Source organism: Ruegeria sp. Alg231-54, assembly GCF_900143525.1.
Classification (GTDB): Bacteria; Pseudomonadota; Alphaproteobacteria; order Rhodobacterales; family Rhodobacteraceae; genus Ruegeria.
This window is the reverse complement of record NZ_FREZ01000020.1, coordinates 24,349-41,379: the sequence shown is the minus strand read 5'-3', so window position 1 is coordinate 41,379 and position 17,031 is coordinate 24,349. Positions and strand designations below refer to the sequence as shown.

Annotated in this window: 14 protein-coding genes; 5 read left to right on the top strand and 9 right to left on the bottom strand. The window is 55.7% G+C overall.

Annotated elements, in window-relative coordinates:
* Positions 1-4: 4 nt before the first annotated feature.
* Complete coding sequence (locus DHN12_RS22340) at positions 5-1,327, bottom strand: O-antigen ligase (RefSeq protein ID WP_108862161.1); 1,323 nt, start codon at positions 1,325-1,327, stop codon at positions 5-7.
* A gap of 338 nt (positions 1,328-1,665) precedes the next feature.
* On the opposite strand from DHN12_RS22340, the gene DHN12_RS22335 reads away from it, so the two are divergent.
* Positions 1,666-2,919: a Coenzyme F420 hydrogenase/dehydrogenase, beta subunit C-terminal domain gene (locus DHN12_RS22335; RefSeq protein WP_108862160.1), complete on the top strand. Its 1,254-nt coding sequence runs from the start codon at positions 1,666-1,668 to the stop codon at positions 2,917-2,919.
* A 73-nt stretch (positions 2,920-2,992) separates the two neighbouring features.
* Here the strand turns inward: DHN12_RS22335 and DHN12_RS22330 are convergent, their stop codons facing one another.
* The 4 genes from DHN12_RS22330 to DHN12_RS22315 all read right to left on the bottom strand — a co-directional run bounded on the left by DHN12_RS22330 (position 2,993) and on the right by DHN12_RS22315 (position 7,556).
* Positions 2,993-3,196, bottom strand: coding sequence for a hypothetical protein (locus DHN12_RS22330; protein WP_108862159.1), 204 nt, complete (start codon positions 3,194-3,196; stop codon positions 2,993-2,995).
* Between the two features lie 198 nt (positions 3,197-3,394).
* Positions 3,395-4,015 (bottom strand): VPLPA-CTERM sorting domain-containing protein, encoded by a 621-nt coding sequence (locus DHN12_RS22325; RefSeq protein WP_108862158.1) that lies wholly within the window; start codon positions 4,013-4,015, stop codon positions 3,395-3,397.
* Positions 4,016-4,450: 435 nt separating this feature from the next.
* On the bottom strand, positions 4,451-6,049 hold the full coding sequence (gene xrtD, locus DHN12_RS22320) for a VPLPA-CTERM-specific exosortase XrtD (protein ID WP_108862157.1): 1,599 nt from the start codon (positions 6,047-6,049) through the stop codon (positions 4,451-4,453).
* A gap of 112 nt (positions 6,050-6,161) precedes the next feature.
* Positions 6,162-7,556, bottom strand: a complete 1,395-nt coding sequence (locus tag DHN12_RS22315; protein WP_108862156.1) for a hypothetical protein — start codon at positions 7,554-7,556, stop codon at positions 6,162-6,164.
* A 263-nt stretch (positions 7,557-7,819) separates the two neighbouring features.
* On the opposite strand from DHN12_RS22315, the gene DHN12_RS22310 reads away from it, so the two are divergent.
* Positions 7,820-8,725: a glycosyltransferase gene (locus tag DHN12_RS22310; RefSeq protein WP_108862155.1), complete on the top strand. Its 906-nt coding sequence runs from the start codon at positions 7,820-7,822 to the stop codon at positions 8,723-8,725.
* 116 nt (positions 8,726-8,841) lie between these two features.
* Here DHN12_RS22310 and DHN12_RS22305 read toward each other — a convergent pair whose 3' ends face one another.
* The 3 genes from DHN12_RS22305 to DHN12_RS22295 form a co-directional block, all read right to left on the bottom strand.
* Positions 8,842-9,432: a polysaccharide biosynthesis/export family protein gene (locus DHN12_RS22305; protein ID WP_108862154.1), complete on the bottom strand. Its 591-nt coding sequence runs from the start codon at positions 9,430-9,432 to the stop codon at positions 8,842-8,844.
* Between the two features lie 117 nt (positions 9,433-9,549).
* Entirely contained in the window at positions 9,550-11,985 is a 2,436-nt protein-coding gene (locus tag DHN12_RS22300; RefSeq protein ID WP_159090177.1) for a tetratricopeptide repeat protein, read from the bottom strand.
* Positions 11,986-12,059: 74 nt separating this feature from the next.
* Positions 12,060-12,716: a sugar transferase gene (locus DHN12_RS22295; protein ID WP_234416754.1), complete on the bottom strand. Its 657-nt coding sequence runs from the start codon at positions 12,714-12,716 to the stop codon at positions 12,060-12,062.
* 595 nt (positions 12,717-13,311) lie between these two features.
* On the opposite strand from DHN12_RS22295, the gene DHN12_RS22290 reads away from it, so the two are divergent.
* Genes DHN12_RS22290 through DHN12_RS22280 form a run of 3 tightly spaced genes read left to right on the top strand, consistent with a single transcriptional unit; the run spans position 13,312 to position 15,664 of the window.
* Positions 13,312-13,794 (top strand): UDP-N-acetylglucosamine--LPS N-acetylglucosamine transferase, encoded by a 483-nt coding sequence (locus DHN12_RS22290; RefSeq protein ID WP_108862152.1) that lies wholly within the window; start codon positions 13,312-13,314, stop codon positions 13,792-13,794.
* Positions 13,791-14,303: a glycosyltransferase gene (locus tag DHN12_RS22285; RefSeq protein ID WP_159090175.1), complete on the top strand. Its 513-nt coding sequence runs from the start codon at positions 13,791-13,793 to the stop codon at positions 14,301-14,303. The genes DHN12_RS22290 and DHN12_RS22285 overlap by 4 nt, the downstream gene beginning before the upstream one ends.
* A 17-nt stretch (positions 14,304-14,320) precedes the next feature.
* Positions 14,321-15,664 (top strand): nucleotide sugar dehydrogenase, encoded by a 1,344-nt coding sequence (locus tag DHN12_RS22280; protein WP_108862150.1) that lies wholly within the window; start codon positions 14,321-14,323, stop codon positions 15,662-15,664.
* Positions 15,665-15,975: 311 nt separating this feature from the next.
* On the opposite strand, the gene DHN12_RS22275 is transcribed toward DHN12_RS22280, so the two are convergent.
* Positions 15,976-17,022, bottom strand: a complete 1,047-nt coding sequence (locus tag DHN12_RS22275; protein ID WP_108862149.1) for a ParB N-terminal domain-containing protein — start codon at positions 17,020-17,022, stop codon at positions 15,976-15,978.
* Positions 17,023-17,031 lie beyond the last annotated feature (9 nt).

Sequence of the window (17,031 nt, the reverse complement as noted above, 5' to 3'; positions counted from 1 at the left end):
AACATCACGTGTCCGTCCTGCGCGAATGCTTAGCGTCATAACGGGTGTATCGCGGAGCTGAGTCAGTGCGCCTGTAATTCCGGTCTTTGCGACCAGATTTATCTTCTGCCGAATCCGCCGTGTTTTGATCATGCCGGTTGTCATCGTCGAGAATCCATGCGCCGGCACCCAGCAGGAAAATGAATAATATATAAACGACCTTCCAGTAATGGACGGTCCAGCCTCCCAAGAAAAAACCCATCATGCAGACCAGATATCCTGTCCTGAATTGGGAAGACCGGTCACTCAGCCCGGACTTGAAAATAATCGGAAGAAACAGCCCAAAAAACGCCAGCTGCATGAAAATGGCAGCGGGCAGGCCGCTGGTGACTGCAGGATGCAGCCAGAACATGTCCAGACTGCTACTCTTCCATTCGGGCCGGAACCATTCTCCCAAGCCAACACCAAAAAGCGGGTGCATCTGGACAGAAATGGTGCCGAAGTGCCAGATCAGGATACGCGAGTAGGCGGTTGACGTATTGAAGGCGAAAAGCGAAATGAAAATCTCTGGCGTTGATCGGTTGGCCGCGATCTCGATCGCAACGACCATTGACAGAATACCGCTGCTGAGGATGACCCAGCGCTGCCGGACCTTGCGCAGCCCCCGATCCCAGATAATCAGTGCAATCTGTGCGATAACCGCAGTCAGGGGGCCGGAAGACAAGGCCAGAAACGCTGTTCCGGTAACCAGAATGGTCTGAGACCAGCGCCGCACGAAAGATTTCCCGTAGCCCAGAACATAATAGGTCAGGGCGATCAGCCCGCCGCAGAACACTCCGAAGTGGATCGGATGCTGGAAAACGCTCTGCACCCGGTCCAGGCCCCAGCGCGGTTCTTTCCACACATTCCAGCCCGAGAACGTGATCTTGTTTGCCATTTCCAGCAGAATGTTATGCGTCGTCAGGGTTTCATAAAGGGCAAACGGCATCAGCACCATTATAATCCAGAAAAACATCCGGACGACCGCATAAAAATCATCCGCATTCCGGATGAAGCAGCGCGCCATGAAATACGCGCCCATAGTTTCGATAAAATAGATACCGGACGGCTCAATCGCGAGCGACGGGCCATGCAGAGCAAAGTAACTTATCGCCGTCCACAAGCACAGCCCCAGCAAGGCCAAGTCAGCGACGCGGATACGTCCCGCTTTGCCCTGCATCCACATGATCAGTCCCGGCACGATCCAAAGCGTAAGCAGGAAGCGCGAGGCACTCATCTGTATCGGGCCAAGCTGAAAGAAGAACGGGATCACCAGAGACAGAATGAACAGGCGAAGTAACCACGGCATGCGATGTCCGCGAACAGCACCGGCAGGCTCTGCCGAGTTAGAGAAGGAACTGCTCGTTGTTGCCGTCATCGCTCACACATTTCCTCGTCAACGTATAGATAGTATACCAATCGGGTGCGCGCATACACCTATCTGGAAAGTATGTGTTTTTTGGGTGATATTTACGAAAAAGTCATGGAGTTGCCAGGAGCTTCTGGGAAAAGGGCTTTATCGAGAAGGGCGGAGATGCCAGTCTGATCCCGGTTTTTGGCACCATGGATATTTTTTGAGATGAGTTTGTTTGGAGACGAGTGGAATGCGGGTGAATTGGAAAAGAACGCCTCGACGGAATTGTGCGCATGCTGCGCTCTGACCGCTGCAGTAGCAAAACCATAGATACTGTGTTTCAACCTTCCCCGACACTGCAAACGATTGCGCGCGGGCAGCTGTGCGCCGGATGCGGCGGATGTGCGGCAGTAGCCCCGGATGCTGTCACTATGGAATACTCGCAGGACGGGTTTTTGAGACCCGTGCAAAAGGCCGGAATATCTGAAGAGGCTGAGGAAAAAGTCGCTGCGGTCTGCCCGGGGCTTGGGCTGACGCAAGACCCCGGCGGGCGCTGGGATCATCCGCTCTGGGGACCGATGACCGGCCTGTATACAGGATATGCAACAGATCCGGCGTTACGCCAGAACGGATCGTCGGGCGGTGCGCTGTCAGCCATTCTTGTACATCTTCTGGAAAGTGGAACGATCGATCACGTCCTGCAGACCGGAGCAGCCCCCGACCTGCCATTCGGTAACCGCACGGTAACAAGCATCAATGCCGAGCAGGTTTTCCAGGCAGCCGGTTCGCGATATGCGCCATCGGCGCCGCTGGACGGGCTGGAACGCTGGCTGACAGGGGGGTGCCGCACCGCATTTGTCGGAAAACCCTGCGACGTCGCGGCGCTGCGGTCACTAGCGCAAATTGATCCGCGTGTGCAGGAACGGTTCCCGGTGATGCTGTCATTTTTTTGCGCCGGCGTGCCCAGCATCAACGGTGCCAGAAAGGTCGTCGAAAAGATGGGGGGCGATCCCGATCAGGTCGTGGCGTTCCGTTTCCGCGGAGACGGATGGCCCGGATTTGCCAAGGCAACGATGGCGGACGGATCCGTCTGGGAGATGAGTTACGCCGACAGCTGGGGTGGTATTCTTTCGGGACATGTTCAGTTTCGCTGTCGTATCTGCCCCGATGGCACAGGCGGTTTTGCCGATATCGTGTGCGCCGACGCGTGGGAAACGGATGAGCATGGCTATCCCCTGTTCGAAGAGCGCGAAGGGGTGTCGCTGATCGTCAGCCGAACAGAGAACGGAGAACGAATTTTGCAGGACGCCATGGCTGGTGGCGCGATTGAGGCTAAACCATTCGATGCAGAGGGCATTCTGGCAATGCAACCGGGGCAAAAGGGAAAGCGGCGCTTTACCCTACCCAGATTGCTCGCACTGAAACTGGCTGGAAAGCCAGCACCCAGATATGACGGGTTTCATTTGCTGCGAAACACGTGGGATGCGGGGCTATTGCTGACAGTGCGTAATTTTTTGGGTACTTTGCGGCGGATCGTGATGCGATAAACAGAACGGATTCAGAACAGTTTGGCAACCCGGTTGAAGGGGGAAAGGCCAAGCAGGAAAGCCGCCTTATCAATCAGCTATAGATTTTTTTCTGATCGCGCTGCACCCAGCGCTTGCGCAAGGCGCAGAGCCCCAGAATGGGTAAGATAACCAGCGGAATACTGGCCAGACCAGCAAGGACAAAAAACGCCCCCGCAGCCATCCATCCGTATCCGGTCACCAATGCCACAAAAGCAGCGATACTACCCATCATAGTGGCTAGCACGAGAACTCCCATGACAACACTCCTTAGCTGCGGATCGAATATTTGCATCTTAAAGTAGAGTTAATTTAACGGGCGTCTATTAAAAAATCGTTACTGTACTTTACTGAGCGGATTTTTGACCAAAAGCCTGGCCCGGCCAAATCTGCCACGGCAAAGAAAAAAGGGTGCCGTTAGGCAACCCTTTCCTTGTAAGCTTATAAATCGCTGATATCAGACAGCGATCTTGCGGCGTCGGCGCAGAAGGGTCAGCCCCCCCAATGCCCCCAGCAACATCAAGCCCGCTGCAGGAATCGGAACTGGTGACGCGGTAACCAAATTCTGGCGACGATAATAATTCTCGTTTTCCAGATAGCTGAGGTTCCATTTCTTATCGCCCGCATAGGCGCTTGCGGCCGCCAGATATTGGTTTGCCAGACTAAGTACGCCGGAGTTCCCCCATGCAACGAAGGAACCGCCGTTAACACTGTTGTCAGTGTCATAAATGGCATTCCAAAGCGCAACCTGAAATGCTGCCGATGTTTTTGTATTGTCCGTCGCAAGACCGGCGGTGTATACGGCATCGAACAACGACTGGATACGGTGTATCGCACCGCTTGCAATCAGGTTGAGGCTTGTAAACGGTGTATCGGTCACACTGTAGTAATTGTACCGCCCATGGGGAGACCTGGCCGCAAGATCCAGGCAAAACGCGACGAAGTTCCCAAACACGTTGTTTGGCGCAGGCGTTCTGTCTTTAAGGGAAAACGCGCCGGCTCCGACGCCTCTATACGTGGCGACCCCATCCGCATGGGCCCCCAGATATTCATAAGAACCTGCTGCAGGTCCCTTCATTTTCACAGTTAAAGCAGATGCCGCCCCACTCAGAGTTAATGTGGCTACGGCCGCAACGGCTATAAGTTTCCTAAGTTTCATCTCAAACGTCTCACATCACAAAACTTGTTACCGGCTGAAAAACAGCCACACATGCCCAAGGGGGTCTTCACTATGCAATATATCTTTTTTTTCAGTATCTTGGAAGAATTTTGATGGATTTGACACTTTTTTGCCAAAATTCGTTTATTTTAGCATAGATACGCGTCAAATATCGCCCTTCAAGACGCATGAGATTCACCGAAAACAACCAAAAGGTAAGCGTCTCCGCCGTCTGAGAGCCCCTGTTCCTCAGCGATTCTTCCTTGTTCGGATTACAACGCTTTCGATCACGTTGTTTCCCCTTTAGAGACAGTTAACAGTTGAAAAATAGGGGTTGCGCGCCCAAGAGATCCCTTAAATCGGAACGAAACGCGGCAGTCTGCTCATGCTGTGGCCCATGAATTCGATCAAACGGGCATCCGCATCGGCTTCGCTTTCGTCCGGGGCGATCGGTGTGGCGTAGCGCACCAGCGCTCCATCCGTGCGGCCCATCGTGACACTGTCAATGACGACACCCATTTTAGCCTGGAAATCATTGGTCTGCCGTTTGCCCCGCTGTTCGAACCAGTAATAGACCAACTGCTGGGACAGACCTTTCTGAATCACAGCGCGATTTACCGTGAAGGTCCCATACTCTTCCAAACCAGACGTGACCTCATGGGGATTCAGGCTGAAGATTTCCCATCCCCCCACCGGTAAGCACACTTCCGGAGAGTGGATACCCGAGCCTTCCGTTTGCTTGTCATAAAAAGCCACGAACATGTTGATATAGCCTGCCTCCCCGGGCCGGGCATAGGTCGCGTTGAGATAATCGGTGGCCCCAAGCACGCGTTCTACATTGGGGTCCAGCTGCGCGGATGACCCTGACCAGTCACCCAACTGACGCGGAAACAGAGAGAATGGATCGCGGTCAACCGGCCGGGCGTCAGGCTCGGGCTGCAAGGCCCAGGCGGCCGATATGGTCAATGTCAGCAGGGCTGCCGAGGCCAGCGCAAAGGACGGCCGGATCGCCAGAATCTGAACAGCAATTCGGCCAAACCCATGTGTATCAAGATCAATCGCCTCGGAAAGGGGTTTCGGGTCCGACCCCAGACGCTGCAGAAAGATGGCCATGGCGAACAGGATCGCGATGCAGAACAGAAAGATCACCCAGCCTTCGAAGAAGTGTAGAAATCCTTCGGCGGCTCCGATCCCGTAACTGTCCACAAGAATGCCGATTACTCCGATCCGCACCGAGTTCATCAATATGGTCAGGGGCACGGCAGCCAGCAGCAGCACCAGTTTGTGCCAGATCGGCCCGCGATAGAGCAGAGCGAAGAGATAGGAGAAGCTGAGGATTGGGAACAGATAGCGCAACCCGGAACAGGCTTCGGCCACCTGTAGTTTATAGACGCCCAAATCAATCACGTTGCCTTCAAGGAAGACGGTCACGCCTGCCAGATCGACCAGCCAGACACCAATCGCCGAAGAGACCCACTGCAAAAATATCGTCAGTTTCCAATACAGGAACTGCGGCAGGGGCAACATGAACACCAGATGTATGACCGGCAACTGATGATACCGGCCCCGTTTCCAGCCAAAGATGGCCAGAACCACACCACCCACCCAGATGATCATCGCATAAGTGACGATGTCAGGGATACGGGTCAGGTTGCCAAAGACCGCCAGCATCAAAGCCAGAAAGACAACAATGATCCCGGGCCAGCGGTCCGTCACATTTGCGTCGGGCGGTGGCATCCCGCGCATTTCGCGCAGAAAAAGATATAGCGAGATGATCGGGATCAGAGGGCCATGGCTGTATTCCGGTGTGGCCCAGGCCTGCCCCAACGACACAAGACCGATCCAGAATATCGGAACAGATCCTGCCAAAAGAAGTAAGAACCACGCCAGCCCTGCGGGGTTTATGGTCGGCAAATCGCGAAAAATCGCAGAATAGGCACGTGTATCAGCCATAAAATCTTACCGTTCTCAAACTAACAAAAGGACACTGGTAAACGGGAACGCATCGGACTTTTCGGAGCGTATCATAAAGTTTCGCTGACAGGAATTCGGCGCGGCAGATAAATCAACGGGTCGTGAAGCTTCGCGAAAGCGTAAAGAATACCTCGTTGGAATTTGCACGCGGATCGCTTTCGGTTTCGTAGTCTATGTATTTGTAGCCGACTGAGAAATCCCAATCGGCTGTCAGGTCGCGTACATATGCTGTGCGGAACGTCCCGACCTTGTTGTCTTCTGCGGTGCCGTCACCAATCGACGATACGCTGGCGTAGTCGAGATTGAAGGTCATGAATGAAATCGGATTGATCGTGAACTCATATCCCAGGAACGCGCGGGTGCGACGGGTTTCTTCGCTGCGATCATTGGTCTGGTAGCTGCGATCAAACCCAACTGTCAGCCTGGAACGCGGACGTTCATGAGTATATTGCAGGTTACCGATCGGATTAGTCTCGCCCAGCGGGCCGCGCGTAAGTCCCAAACCTGCCTCAAGCCCGCCCAACGGCAATTCAAGGGCGCGCTCGAAAAGAATGGTGTTACGGCGCCCGTTGATGCTCAAATCCGACCCCAGCTCGACCCCGGCGTTTCCGTTGGGCATCTCGCGAACCAGACCTAGGCTTCCGACCACTCCGCGCTCTCGGGAATCCACCCCGACTTCCTGAGTTTCATCGATGTCAGTGTAGCCGATCGTGGCTTCCAGAAGGGTTGCAGGGTCAATGTCGTATGTTAGCGAGAAGTTCGTGAATTTGCTGGTCCTATCTGTACCTTCAGCGTCTTCTGCCTGGTAATCTGACTGCGCAAAGCTCAACCGACCTTCCAGCACCGGGGAAAATCTGAAGCGCCCGAATACCTCGTTGGATATTGTCTCGCGTTCAAACAGAGAGGGGTCAGTGGTGTCGTCATAATCGACGTGTAAATAATTTGAGGACAGGCCAAAGCCGAATGGATCACTTACCCCGGTTTCGAACTCCAGCCCCGCGTTAGTCGTTTTACGGGTCCCGTCGTCCAAAATGAGATCGTCGTCAGTGCTATCAAAATCTTCGTCAATACGGCGCAGCGGGTCTTCAAAATTCAGGTCAATTTCACTATAGCCTAAATTCAAATCAAGCAGGCTGTTGGCTCCGAAACGGCCATAATTGAACGCTGCCGAGGGAGAGTCGAACTCAAATTCGCTGGACTGTTGAGGTACATCAGAAAACCGGAAGATACCGCTTAACCCCAGCGACAGTCGATCCAGAGGGGTTTCTTTCAGCAGGTCGTAAGTAACAGTATTGTCCCACAGCGTGGTTGTTCCCAGCGATGGTTCGTCCAGCCCGAAATTGTCATTCACCCGCACCGACGAGGAAATCCCAAAGCTTTGCGTCAGCCCGGTCACTTCGGCCTCTTGTGGCGTGGCCACGCGCGGCACCGCATGAATTGCCAAAGCTGCCGCGACGAAGCCAGATACTCTGCTGCTTGCTCTCATTGCGATTTTCCGCCTGTTTTTCTTATCTATTCATTACCGCCGTTACGTCAGGAAATCATGCAAGAAGCGTTTTCCCCCGTTCCAGTCTCGCCAGACGTAACGCCAAAGCCACAATGACCCCGGCTTTGCCAAGGAACCGATGCGATACAGGAGGTAAATGTTCCTTCAAACAGGGCGGGATGCTAGAAGATAACTGGCCGTTCCGGCGCTGATAGCGCAGTATTTTCAGAGTTCATAATGTCATTTTTTCAAGATAACAGATCATGACCGTTTCCGTTTCCGTCATTCTTCCTTCATATGGCCGTCCCGACAGTCTGAAAGTGGCCTGTGAGAGCGTCCTGTCGCAAAGTTATCGGGATCTGGAACTGATCGTGGTCGACGATGCGTCCGAGATCGACCTGCGGCCCGTTGTCGAGGCGCTCGGAGATGACCGGGTGCGCTATGTCCGTCACGAGGTCAATGGAGGCCCCGCCAAGGCGCGTAACACTGGTCTCAAAATGGCGCGGGGCCGTTTTGTTGCCTTTCAGGACAGTGACGACATGTGGCTGCCTGACAAACTATTCCGACAGATAGAAAAGCTTGAATCCCTGCCCGATGAGGTGGGCGTTGTGACCGGGTCAAAGATCCTGTACGGACGCGACGAATTCCACAATTACGGCCCCGGCAAGGTCACGTGCGCTCCGCCGCCAGATGGGCAGATCAAACTGGATGATGATCAGGTTCGGAGGTTCTTTTTCGGCAACCGGATCAGCCTGCAAAATGCAGTCTTCCGGCGTGGCTGCTTTCCCGACAGGGAGTGGTTTGATCCTTGTGCACGGGCAAATGAAGATTGGGACTTTACGGTTCGTCTGGTGCAGCACACGAAAGTTTATGAAGCTCTCGATCCGGTTGTGCTGAGTTTCATTTCCCCGGACAGTATTTCCCGCAATACCCGTAAGCAGGCAATTGGCACAATCCGGGTTCTGAAGAAAAACCAGCGCGTGCTTGCCGCATATCCGGACGCACATACCCGCATCTTACTCTACCTCGCGCAGGCGCTCATGACGTTGGGGCGAAAACGGGCAGCTAAAAAGATGTTGCGCAAAGCGCTACGTATACACCCCGTGAAAACACTGGCGTTCGTAACAGCGCGAATTCCCAGGGTTCTAAGGAAACGGCTTCCGTTTTAGGCCTTTCGGCCGGGATCACGAGATTCAGAAGAACGGCAAGGGCTGCAAGGCGATCCTGCCCTGCTGTCATAAACCGCGCAGAAGAAAACCCCTGCGCCGGTTTGCATACCCGAGTTTTATTCGAATAGGCGCCGTTGCGGGACGATGACGACATCCCCGGGAACCAGGACAGTGCTGCCACCAACGCTGGGTTTTTTCCCGGTGCGGAAATAGTCATAAAAGAGAACCTGTTCGCGTCGGCGCAATTCGATGCGTTTACCAGCGGCAAATCTGGTCAACCCGCCAGCCTGCGCCAGGGCCTGCAGCAGCGTCGTGCCTGGCCTTGCATCAAGCAACCCGGGCGTGTTGACCTCACCCATGACATAAATGGCATCCGTATCAGGAGCAGCTTCCGTTCCCACAATTTCGGGTAATGCGGTCGCGGCGACAGCAACATAGACATTAGGCTCGGCCGCAAATTGTGGCGAAAGCCCAGAGGTCAGCGCATCACGGATCGAACCTACTGACCGTCCACCCGCCTGAATCGTTCCAACAAATGGAAAGCTGAATGTACCATCAGGCAAAACCAACACTCTTCGGTTGAGGCTTGGATCCTCCAGAACTTCAACCTGAATCGTGTCGCCGGGCGAGACCCTATACCCGCTCTGCGCCTGAACAACGGTTACCGAAAGGATCAGGCCGAGAAGACCGATTAATGTTCTTAGCATCTTTTAAGCCCTCGAAAAATTGAGTTTCTTGTTGAGCCTAGCGTGGAAGATGAGTCCATGTAAGCCACCTGTGGAGCGATGCGTTCACGCTGTGGTGAAATTGTGCCGCAATCAGAATCAGTTACCATTTTCGGCTGGTGTGGTCAGGTCAGCGATTGCAGCCTGTATTTTTTGCGCCAGATCTTCAGACACCTGCTCCAGTTCAGTGACCTTTTCCAATGTGGCGCGCGCCTCTGTGTTGCGGCTGAGCGCGGCATAGGTGGCCCCCAGATGATACAGCACCGTAGGTTCCCCGGGCAGCTGCCGGGCTGCAAACTCCAGATGTTTCAATGCTGCGTCGTAATCCCCTCTCCGATAGGCGATCCAGCCATAGGTATCGCTGAAATGGGGCACCTGACTGTTCCGCAGGCGGCGGGCAATGCGATAGGCCTGATCGAGGCTTTCCGCGTCATCCCGGGCCGCAACAAGCAGACTGGCGAGATTGTTGGCGACGACGACCGAGTTGCTGTCGGCTTTGTACAGAGCCTCATAAACATCAATTGCGCCCTCGATATCGCCCTGCGCTTCAAGCGCGCCGGCCTTTATCCATTTCAGAGCAGCGCTGTCCGGCAAAGCGGAAAGAGCCTGACCCAGAACTTCGTCAGCCTGTGCCGTATCGGTTCCGGACAGCAAAACATAAAGCGCTATCCAGGTACGCTCACTCTTCGGTCGTTCCTCAAGAAGCGTCCGATAGACGGCGACGGCCTGGTCCTGCTTTCCCATCCCGGCAAGAACAGAGGCCTGAAGAAAACGCAGCACGACATCCTCTGGTGCATCTTCGAGCGCCCGGTCGAGATAAGCCTGAGCTGCCTCCAGATCATCATTGCGCACATGGGCCCGCACGATTCCGATCTCGGCCATGTCGCCAACGCTGCCCCCCTCGTCCGACAGGTCTTCTAGATAACTCATCAGGGTTTCTACATAGCCCTGCGCCGCAAGCAGGCCGGCGGTCAGCGCCTGGACCTGGGCAGCAGTGCCGTCCCCCTGCGCCTCCAACCTGTCGATAGATTTCTGCGCACTTCTCCAGTCCCGCCCGAGTATATGAATCTGCCCCAGACGTGTCAGCAGTTGCACATTGCCGGGCTGGCGGCCAAGTGCGTCGGTCAGAACCCCCGCAGCCAGGTTTGCGTTGTCTTCACGCACCAGATATTCGGCATAGCGCAAAGATTCCTCCGGCGCGCTTCCTGACGCTTCGACAGCCAAAGACAGCATTTCCGCCATCAGGTCGCGATTGCCGTCCCGTTGATGGGCATTTGCGAGCAGGGTCATCAGTTCGGCATCCCGGGGACTGTCCCCAAGGGCCGCCCGCAGCAGAACGATCGCATCCCCGGTTCGGTCATCCCCGATTAACCAGCCCGCTCTGAGCTTGACTGCGCCCACATGGCCGGTATCCGCAGCCAATACCTCGTCGACAAGCGCGCGCGCGCCGATTTCGTCATTGGTTGCCAGCAGCATATGCGCCAACACCACCCTGGCATCGTTCAGATCGGCAGACGGCTCAGAGGCCGCAATAACGGCCTGAAGTTCGGCGATGGCCGCATCGGTTGCACCAGCCTCAAAGCGCTGCCCGGCGCGCAACGCCTGATACAGAGGCCGGTGCGCCAGTTCTCCGGCCAGCATTCTGTCAATCTCGGCGATGGCAGCGTCCGGGCCGCTGGTGCCCGCAAGAAACTGCAGCAGTGCCATCCGGTTTTGCGGATCGTCCTCATCCGGGTCGATGCGCCGGCGCAGAAAGGATTCGGTCGCTTCCAGATCATTGCGGGCCATGTACCAGGAGATCAGACTGCTCTGAATCCCGGGATCGGCGGGAAAGCGCTCCACCATCTCTTCCAGTGCCGCTTCGGTTTCGTCGTCCCGGCCCAGCTGGCCCAATACTGCGAGTCTGATATCGTGAAAGCGCCGCGTTTCGGGCGAGACAGCGAGCGCGGCCGCCAGCGCTTCAAGCGCCTCGGGCCAGCGTTGCTGACGGCCCCAATCGTTCACCACGATGAAATGCGGGATCACCAATTCAGGCGCTTCGACAATCAGGGCCTCCGCCTGTTCGACGGCCTGGCCCATGGCGGCTTCATCCTCCGCCTCCAGCGCCTCGCGATAGGCAAGGCTGGCCAGAACCGCCCGCACCACCGTATCCTCGGGGGCCTGTTCGGCGGCCTCCCCGACATGGCGTTCGGCTTCTTCCCAGTCTCCGGACAACGCCGCCATCTGCGCCAGCGCGCGGCGGCCCTCGAGATTATCCGGATATTGTTCGACCAGACGCAGATACTGCCCGTAGGCCTCGGGCACGTTACCGGCATCGCGGCGCATTTTGGCATAGGTCAACCGGGCTTCTTTATGCTTGCCGTTCAGCTTGAAAACATTGCGGAACTCGATGGTCGCCCGAGCGAAGTCACCATTTTCCAAATATTCCAGAGCTGCCTGAAAATGCTTCTCGGCCCGTTCCTCGGCAGAGTCGCAGGCGACCAGAAGAATAAGGGCGACACCCAATGCAACGCCCCTGAAAGCTTTTTGAAGCATCTTAACCGTCATTGCAGGTTGCGTGTTTAAAGATGGGATGTGTCCGCAAACTGTTCAAGCAAAACCTGATGCGATCAACAGCCCGTACAGCGCAGAACGACCCAGATAGTGCGGGCAAGTATGGACAAATCCGTCCCGGGCGACAGCTCCGCCAGATATTGCGCGTCATAGTCTGCGCGGGCGGCAAAGCTGGTCTGATTGCGGTCGGAAACCTGCCAGGGGCCGGTAATACCCGGACGCAACGCGTAATATGCAGTACCAGGATATAGCTTTCTCTGCTGGGTCATCATCGGGCGCGGCCCAACAATGGACATATCACCCAACAGAACATTCAAAAGCTGAGGCAGCTCATCCAGAGACGTGCGGCGCAACCACCAGCCAATCCGCGTGATGCGCGGATCATTCTTGAGTTTCTGATCGCTTTCCCATTCCGCGCGGGCACTGGGATTTTTGGCCAGGTAGGCCGCCAACCGCTCGTCGGCATCCGCCACCATGGTGCGGATTTTGAACAGGCGAAAGGTTCTGCCCTCCCGCCCGATCCGTTCCTGGGTGTAAAACGGGCGTCCACCGTCGCGCATGACCAAAAGGACCATGATTGCGATCAGGCAGAGCGAGATCGGTGCGGTTAGCAGGACAAAGAGAATGTCAAATGCGCGTTTTCCCCCCCGGGAGTATACAGATACCGGTTCCCATTGAGACTGAACCGGTGCGACTGTATCAACTGCACTCACACTTTTAACGTAACTCGTCATAATCAATTTTACTCCGGCACAAAACAACGCCACGAAAACTGTGGCCTGCCCATCCTCATTACATGAACCAAACAACTCTAACTGTGAGGTCCGTCACATTTTTGCCCAGATTATTATTGGGACTCTGCTCAAATACAGGCACGGTTTTAGCCGATTCCCACCATATTTCAAAGACAATTCAGGAATATCCGCCCGCCCAAAACGACACCGCCCACAAAATGCCTTATTTTGAACGGCAATGTCAGAGATTCTTTGGGTGGGCTGTTTTCACCTAAGAACCAAATCTCGATTTTGCCCAGGATTGCCCACCCCTGAGACCCAATGATTCTGCGCTATCACTCGGAAAGGTGCGTGGTGCCCAATGTGCAACCGGACACAGGTTTCATACCGCGCACCGCTGTTGCGACAGTCGCCGCCCGGGGCGTAATCCGGCTCACCATCTCTTCTGCCCGTTCGGAAAATGGTAGGCCCTGTGCCGACTTTGTCTTAAACCTGACAATGCAGTTCATAGAATGTACAGAAACCCGCGGATTTGTTTGATGCGATTAAGATATCTATTGCCCGGAGCCTCCCCATGAGCCCCCCCCCCCGCGTTCTGGCGGTTGCATCAGGTGGCGGGCACTGGGTGCAGCTTTGCCGACTGATGCCGGCATGGGACGGCTGCGATGTGACATATGTCACGACAGAGCCCGGCTTCAGGGCCAAAGTAGAAGCCCTGGCAGCTGAAAGGGGCCAGCCGAAGCCCGGTTACCGGGTCATGATTGAGGCCAACCGGTGGCAAAAGCTGAGGCTGATCCGTTCGGTCTTTCAGATTGCCGCTATTCTCATCAGGGTCCGGCCGGATGTTGTCGTAACGACGGGCGCTGCGCCTGGCTATTTTGCATTACGGCTCGCATCCATGATGGGGACCCGTACCATATGGATCGACAGCATCGCCAATGCCGAAGAGCTGTCTCTTGCAGGACAGAAAGCCGGAAAGCACTGTGATCTCTGGCTGACACAGTGGGAGTATTTGGCTACCCCGGAAGGCCCATGCTATGAAGGATCGGTCATTTGATTTTTCTGACAGTTGGAACCCATGAGCCTTTTGACAGGCTGGTACGCTGCGTTGACGACTGGTGCGGTGCCCGCGGCGTCGGAACCCGCGTTTTCGGACAGATCACGAAGAACGCCCAATACAGTCCCCGCAACTTCGAGACCGTTTCCACGCTGGAACCGGACGACTACAGCGAACGCTTCCGAACGGCCGAATTTGTCATTTCTCATGCCGGTATGGGAACCATCATCATGGCGCAAAGCATGAAGAAGCCAATCGTGCTCCTGCCGCGGCGTGGACATCTGCGGGAAACCCGCAATGACCATCAGTTCGCCACAATAAAGCGCTTCGGTAACCGGGACGGAGTGTTTGCAGCACAGGAAGAAACAGAGTTGACGGAGTTGCTGGATCGAGTTTCTAAAGGGAATGTATTGGCCGGGGGGGAAGTTCCTGCCTTTGCCGATGCGCAGCTCATTGATGTAGTTAAAGATTTCATCCACGCCGGAAGCGGAAGAAGCCAAGGCGATTGATTGGGACGGTATTTAAGATGGATATGGAAAACGCGACTGACGCCAGGCTTTTGGCGTCGCTGAACAACCAAACAGCCAGGATTGGGGTCGTCGGCCTTGGATATGTAGGCCTGCCTCTGGCCGTAACGGCGGCTTTGCGCGGCTTCGCGGTGACCGGTTTCGACATCGATCAAAACAAGATTCGCGCACTGGATGCAGGCAATAGCTATGTCGCCGCGGTAACGCACGAGATGCTGCAAGAGGTTTCAGACGGCAGCCCTGTTATGTGGACAGCAGACTTTTCGAAACTGTCCGATTGCGATGTAATCATCATTTGCGTGCCGACCCCTCTTACCCGCCACCGCGAGCCGGATCTGTCTTTCGTCACTGAAACCGGCAAGATCATTGCGGAAAATATGCGGGATGGAGCGCTGATTGTTCTTGAATCGACAACATTCCCCGGGACGACAAAAGATATTCTGACGCCGATTTTAGCCTCGGGCGGGCTGGAGCCCAACAAGGATTTCTGGGTTGCCTTCAGCCCGGAGCGTGAGGACCCCGGCAACAAGACATATCGCACGCATTCCATACCGAAGATCGTGGGCGGCGATTCCGACATGGCCCGGACCCTAGCGGTGACTTTCTACAGTAAGGTCGTCGACAAGGTGGTCCCTGTTTCTTCGGCCAGTACGGCCGAGGCGGTTAAAATCACCGAGAACATTTTTCGGGCCGTCAACATCGCGCTCGTGAACGAATTGAAAATGATCTACGGCGCAATGGGGATCGATGTCTGGGAGGTGATCGACGGGGCCGCCACCAAGCCGTTCGGTTTCATGCCCTTCTATCCGGGCCCCGGCCTTGGCGGCCACTGCATCCCGATCGACCCGTTCTACCTGACATGGAAGGCCCGTGAATACGGGCATGCCACTCGGTTCATCGAACTCGCCGGCGAAATCAACGTGACAATGCCGCATTACGTTGTAGCCAAGCTGCGTGAAGCTCTGGACCAGAGATGCGGGAAGGGCCTGTCGAAATCACGGGTTCTGCTGGTCGGCATCAGTTACAAAAAGAATGTCCCGGATATGCGGGAAAGCCCTTCGGTGGTTCTGATGGACATGTTGTTGAAAAACGGCGCAGAAGTCGACTTCCTGGACCCTCATATCGACAGTATTCCCCGCATGCGGGAATTTCCACATCTGCTGGATCGCGAAGCCGTCCAACTTGGCGATATCAGGCCGGATGGCTATGATGTCATACTGATTTCGACGGATCATGATGCCATCGACTATGAGGAGTTGATCCGACTGGGGCTTCCGATCGTCGACACCCGCAACGCTATTGCATCGCGTGGGCTGCCGATGGATCTGGTGACCAAGGCCTGACGGTGCCTGTTCCGATACCGTTTCACTTCGGAACAGTTCGGGACATTTGCTCACGGCCGCCCTACCCCATACCTGATCGTTCGCGAAGCATGCGCCTTGTGCCGTCATCTGGCACGGGGCATTTCCGATCTGATTGGGTGCAGTGATATGCGTTTGCGGACCCGCAACCCACGCGTTCAACCTGATCCAGAGCGGTCCTAAAAGGATGGCTTTGAGGTGTGTTTGGAGGTGAGGCGCTGGATATGCCGGCCGCAATCAATGTTTCGCGTGCGAAACATTGATTTAACCTCCAGAACGCCCGGAGCGGACCCTTACCGAGATTGCAGCCAATCCTGAAGAGCCTCGGCCAGACGGTCTGAAACCGCCTCGCCGACCAGTTCGATGCGGCACTGCCCCGGAGTGAACCGCAGTTCTATACCCTCGCTCACCGAAGTGACAATCTGTTCACCCGGAGTTGCGCTCGGCCCGGGAGAACGTAACCGACGCGGCATGGGTGGTTTCGGATCGGTGCGGTCTTGGGGCCCCTCCAAGGCCAGGGACAGAATTTGCATCTCGGCCTCTGCACTCTCACGGGGGGTCTTGCACAATCGCTCTTTCAGTGAATCTGCAAAGCCAGGGTCCCGTCCCATTTCTCGGACCAGCGCCAAACCCAGCTTTTCGCTGATGGCAGATGGAAACCAAAGTGCTGCATCGAAGGATTCGACCAGCGCGATAAAGGAACCGATCTTAGACCGCTTAGACCGTGCCGCATTGCCAAATAGACCCTGTAACGCGGCTTTCTGTGTTGGATACACACCTTCCTTCATCGCCTGAACCGCAATGCGCGCCCGTTCGTAGTGAGAGAGGTTCACTCTGATCTCGTTCTCTTCGACCATCGCCAGATAGGCGTCCTGTGCGGTGTCGGGAGTGATCACCATTGCCCGGATATGTTCGAATTCAGAGTCCCCTGTCTCTTTGAAAAGGCGCCGCAACGCCGTCAACCGCCGCCAGCCAGAGATCAGACCATAGCTGCACCCGCCCACTGGAGTGGGCAGTGCAACCACTTCAACGGGCATCTGCTGGCCGCGCAAACGCAGCGAAGCGACAAGCGCCCCCATTTCCTCTTCGTTTTGTTCCAGGCGGTCGCGAACCAGATGGTGCCCATCGATTTCCGCCAGTGGCAGCAGTTCGATCATCCGTCTGTCGGCCCGGGCGTTCTGGAGAGCCTGGCTGACTTCCTGCAGTGCCGCCGTGGCAGCAGCTTCGCCAGCCATTTGCGCAATCGGAGCCGGGTTCCGGTCCGGAGACACAGACCTGACCTCGGAAGAAGCCTTCAGATAATCCAGTCGGGCCGGGGTCAGTCGCTTGCGTTTTGCCATCTCTGCTCC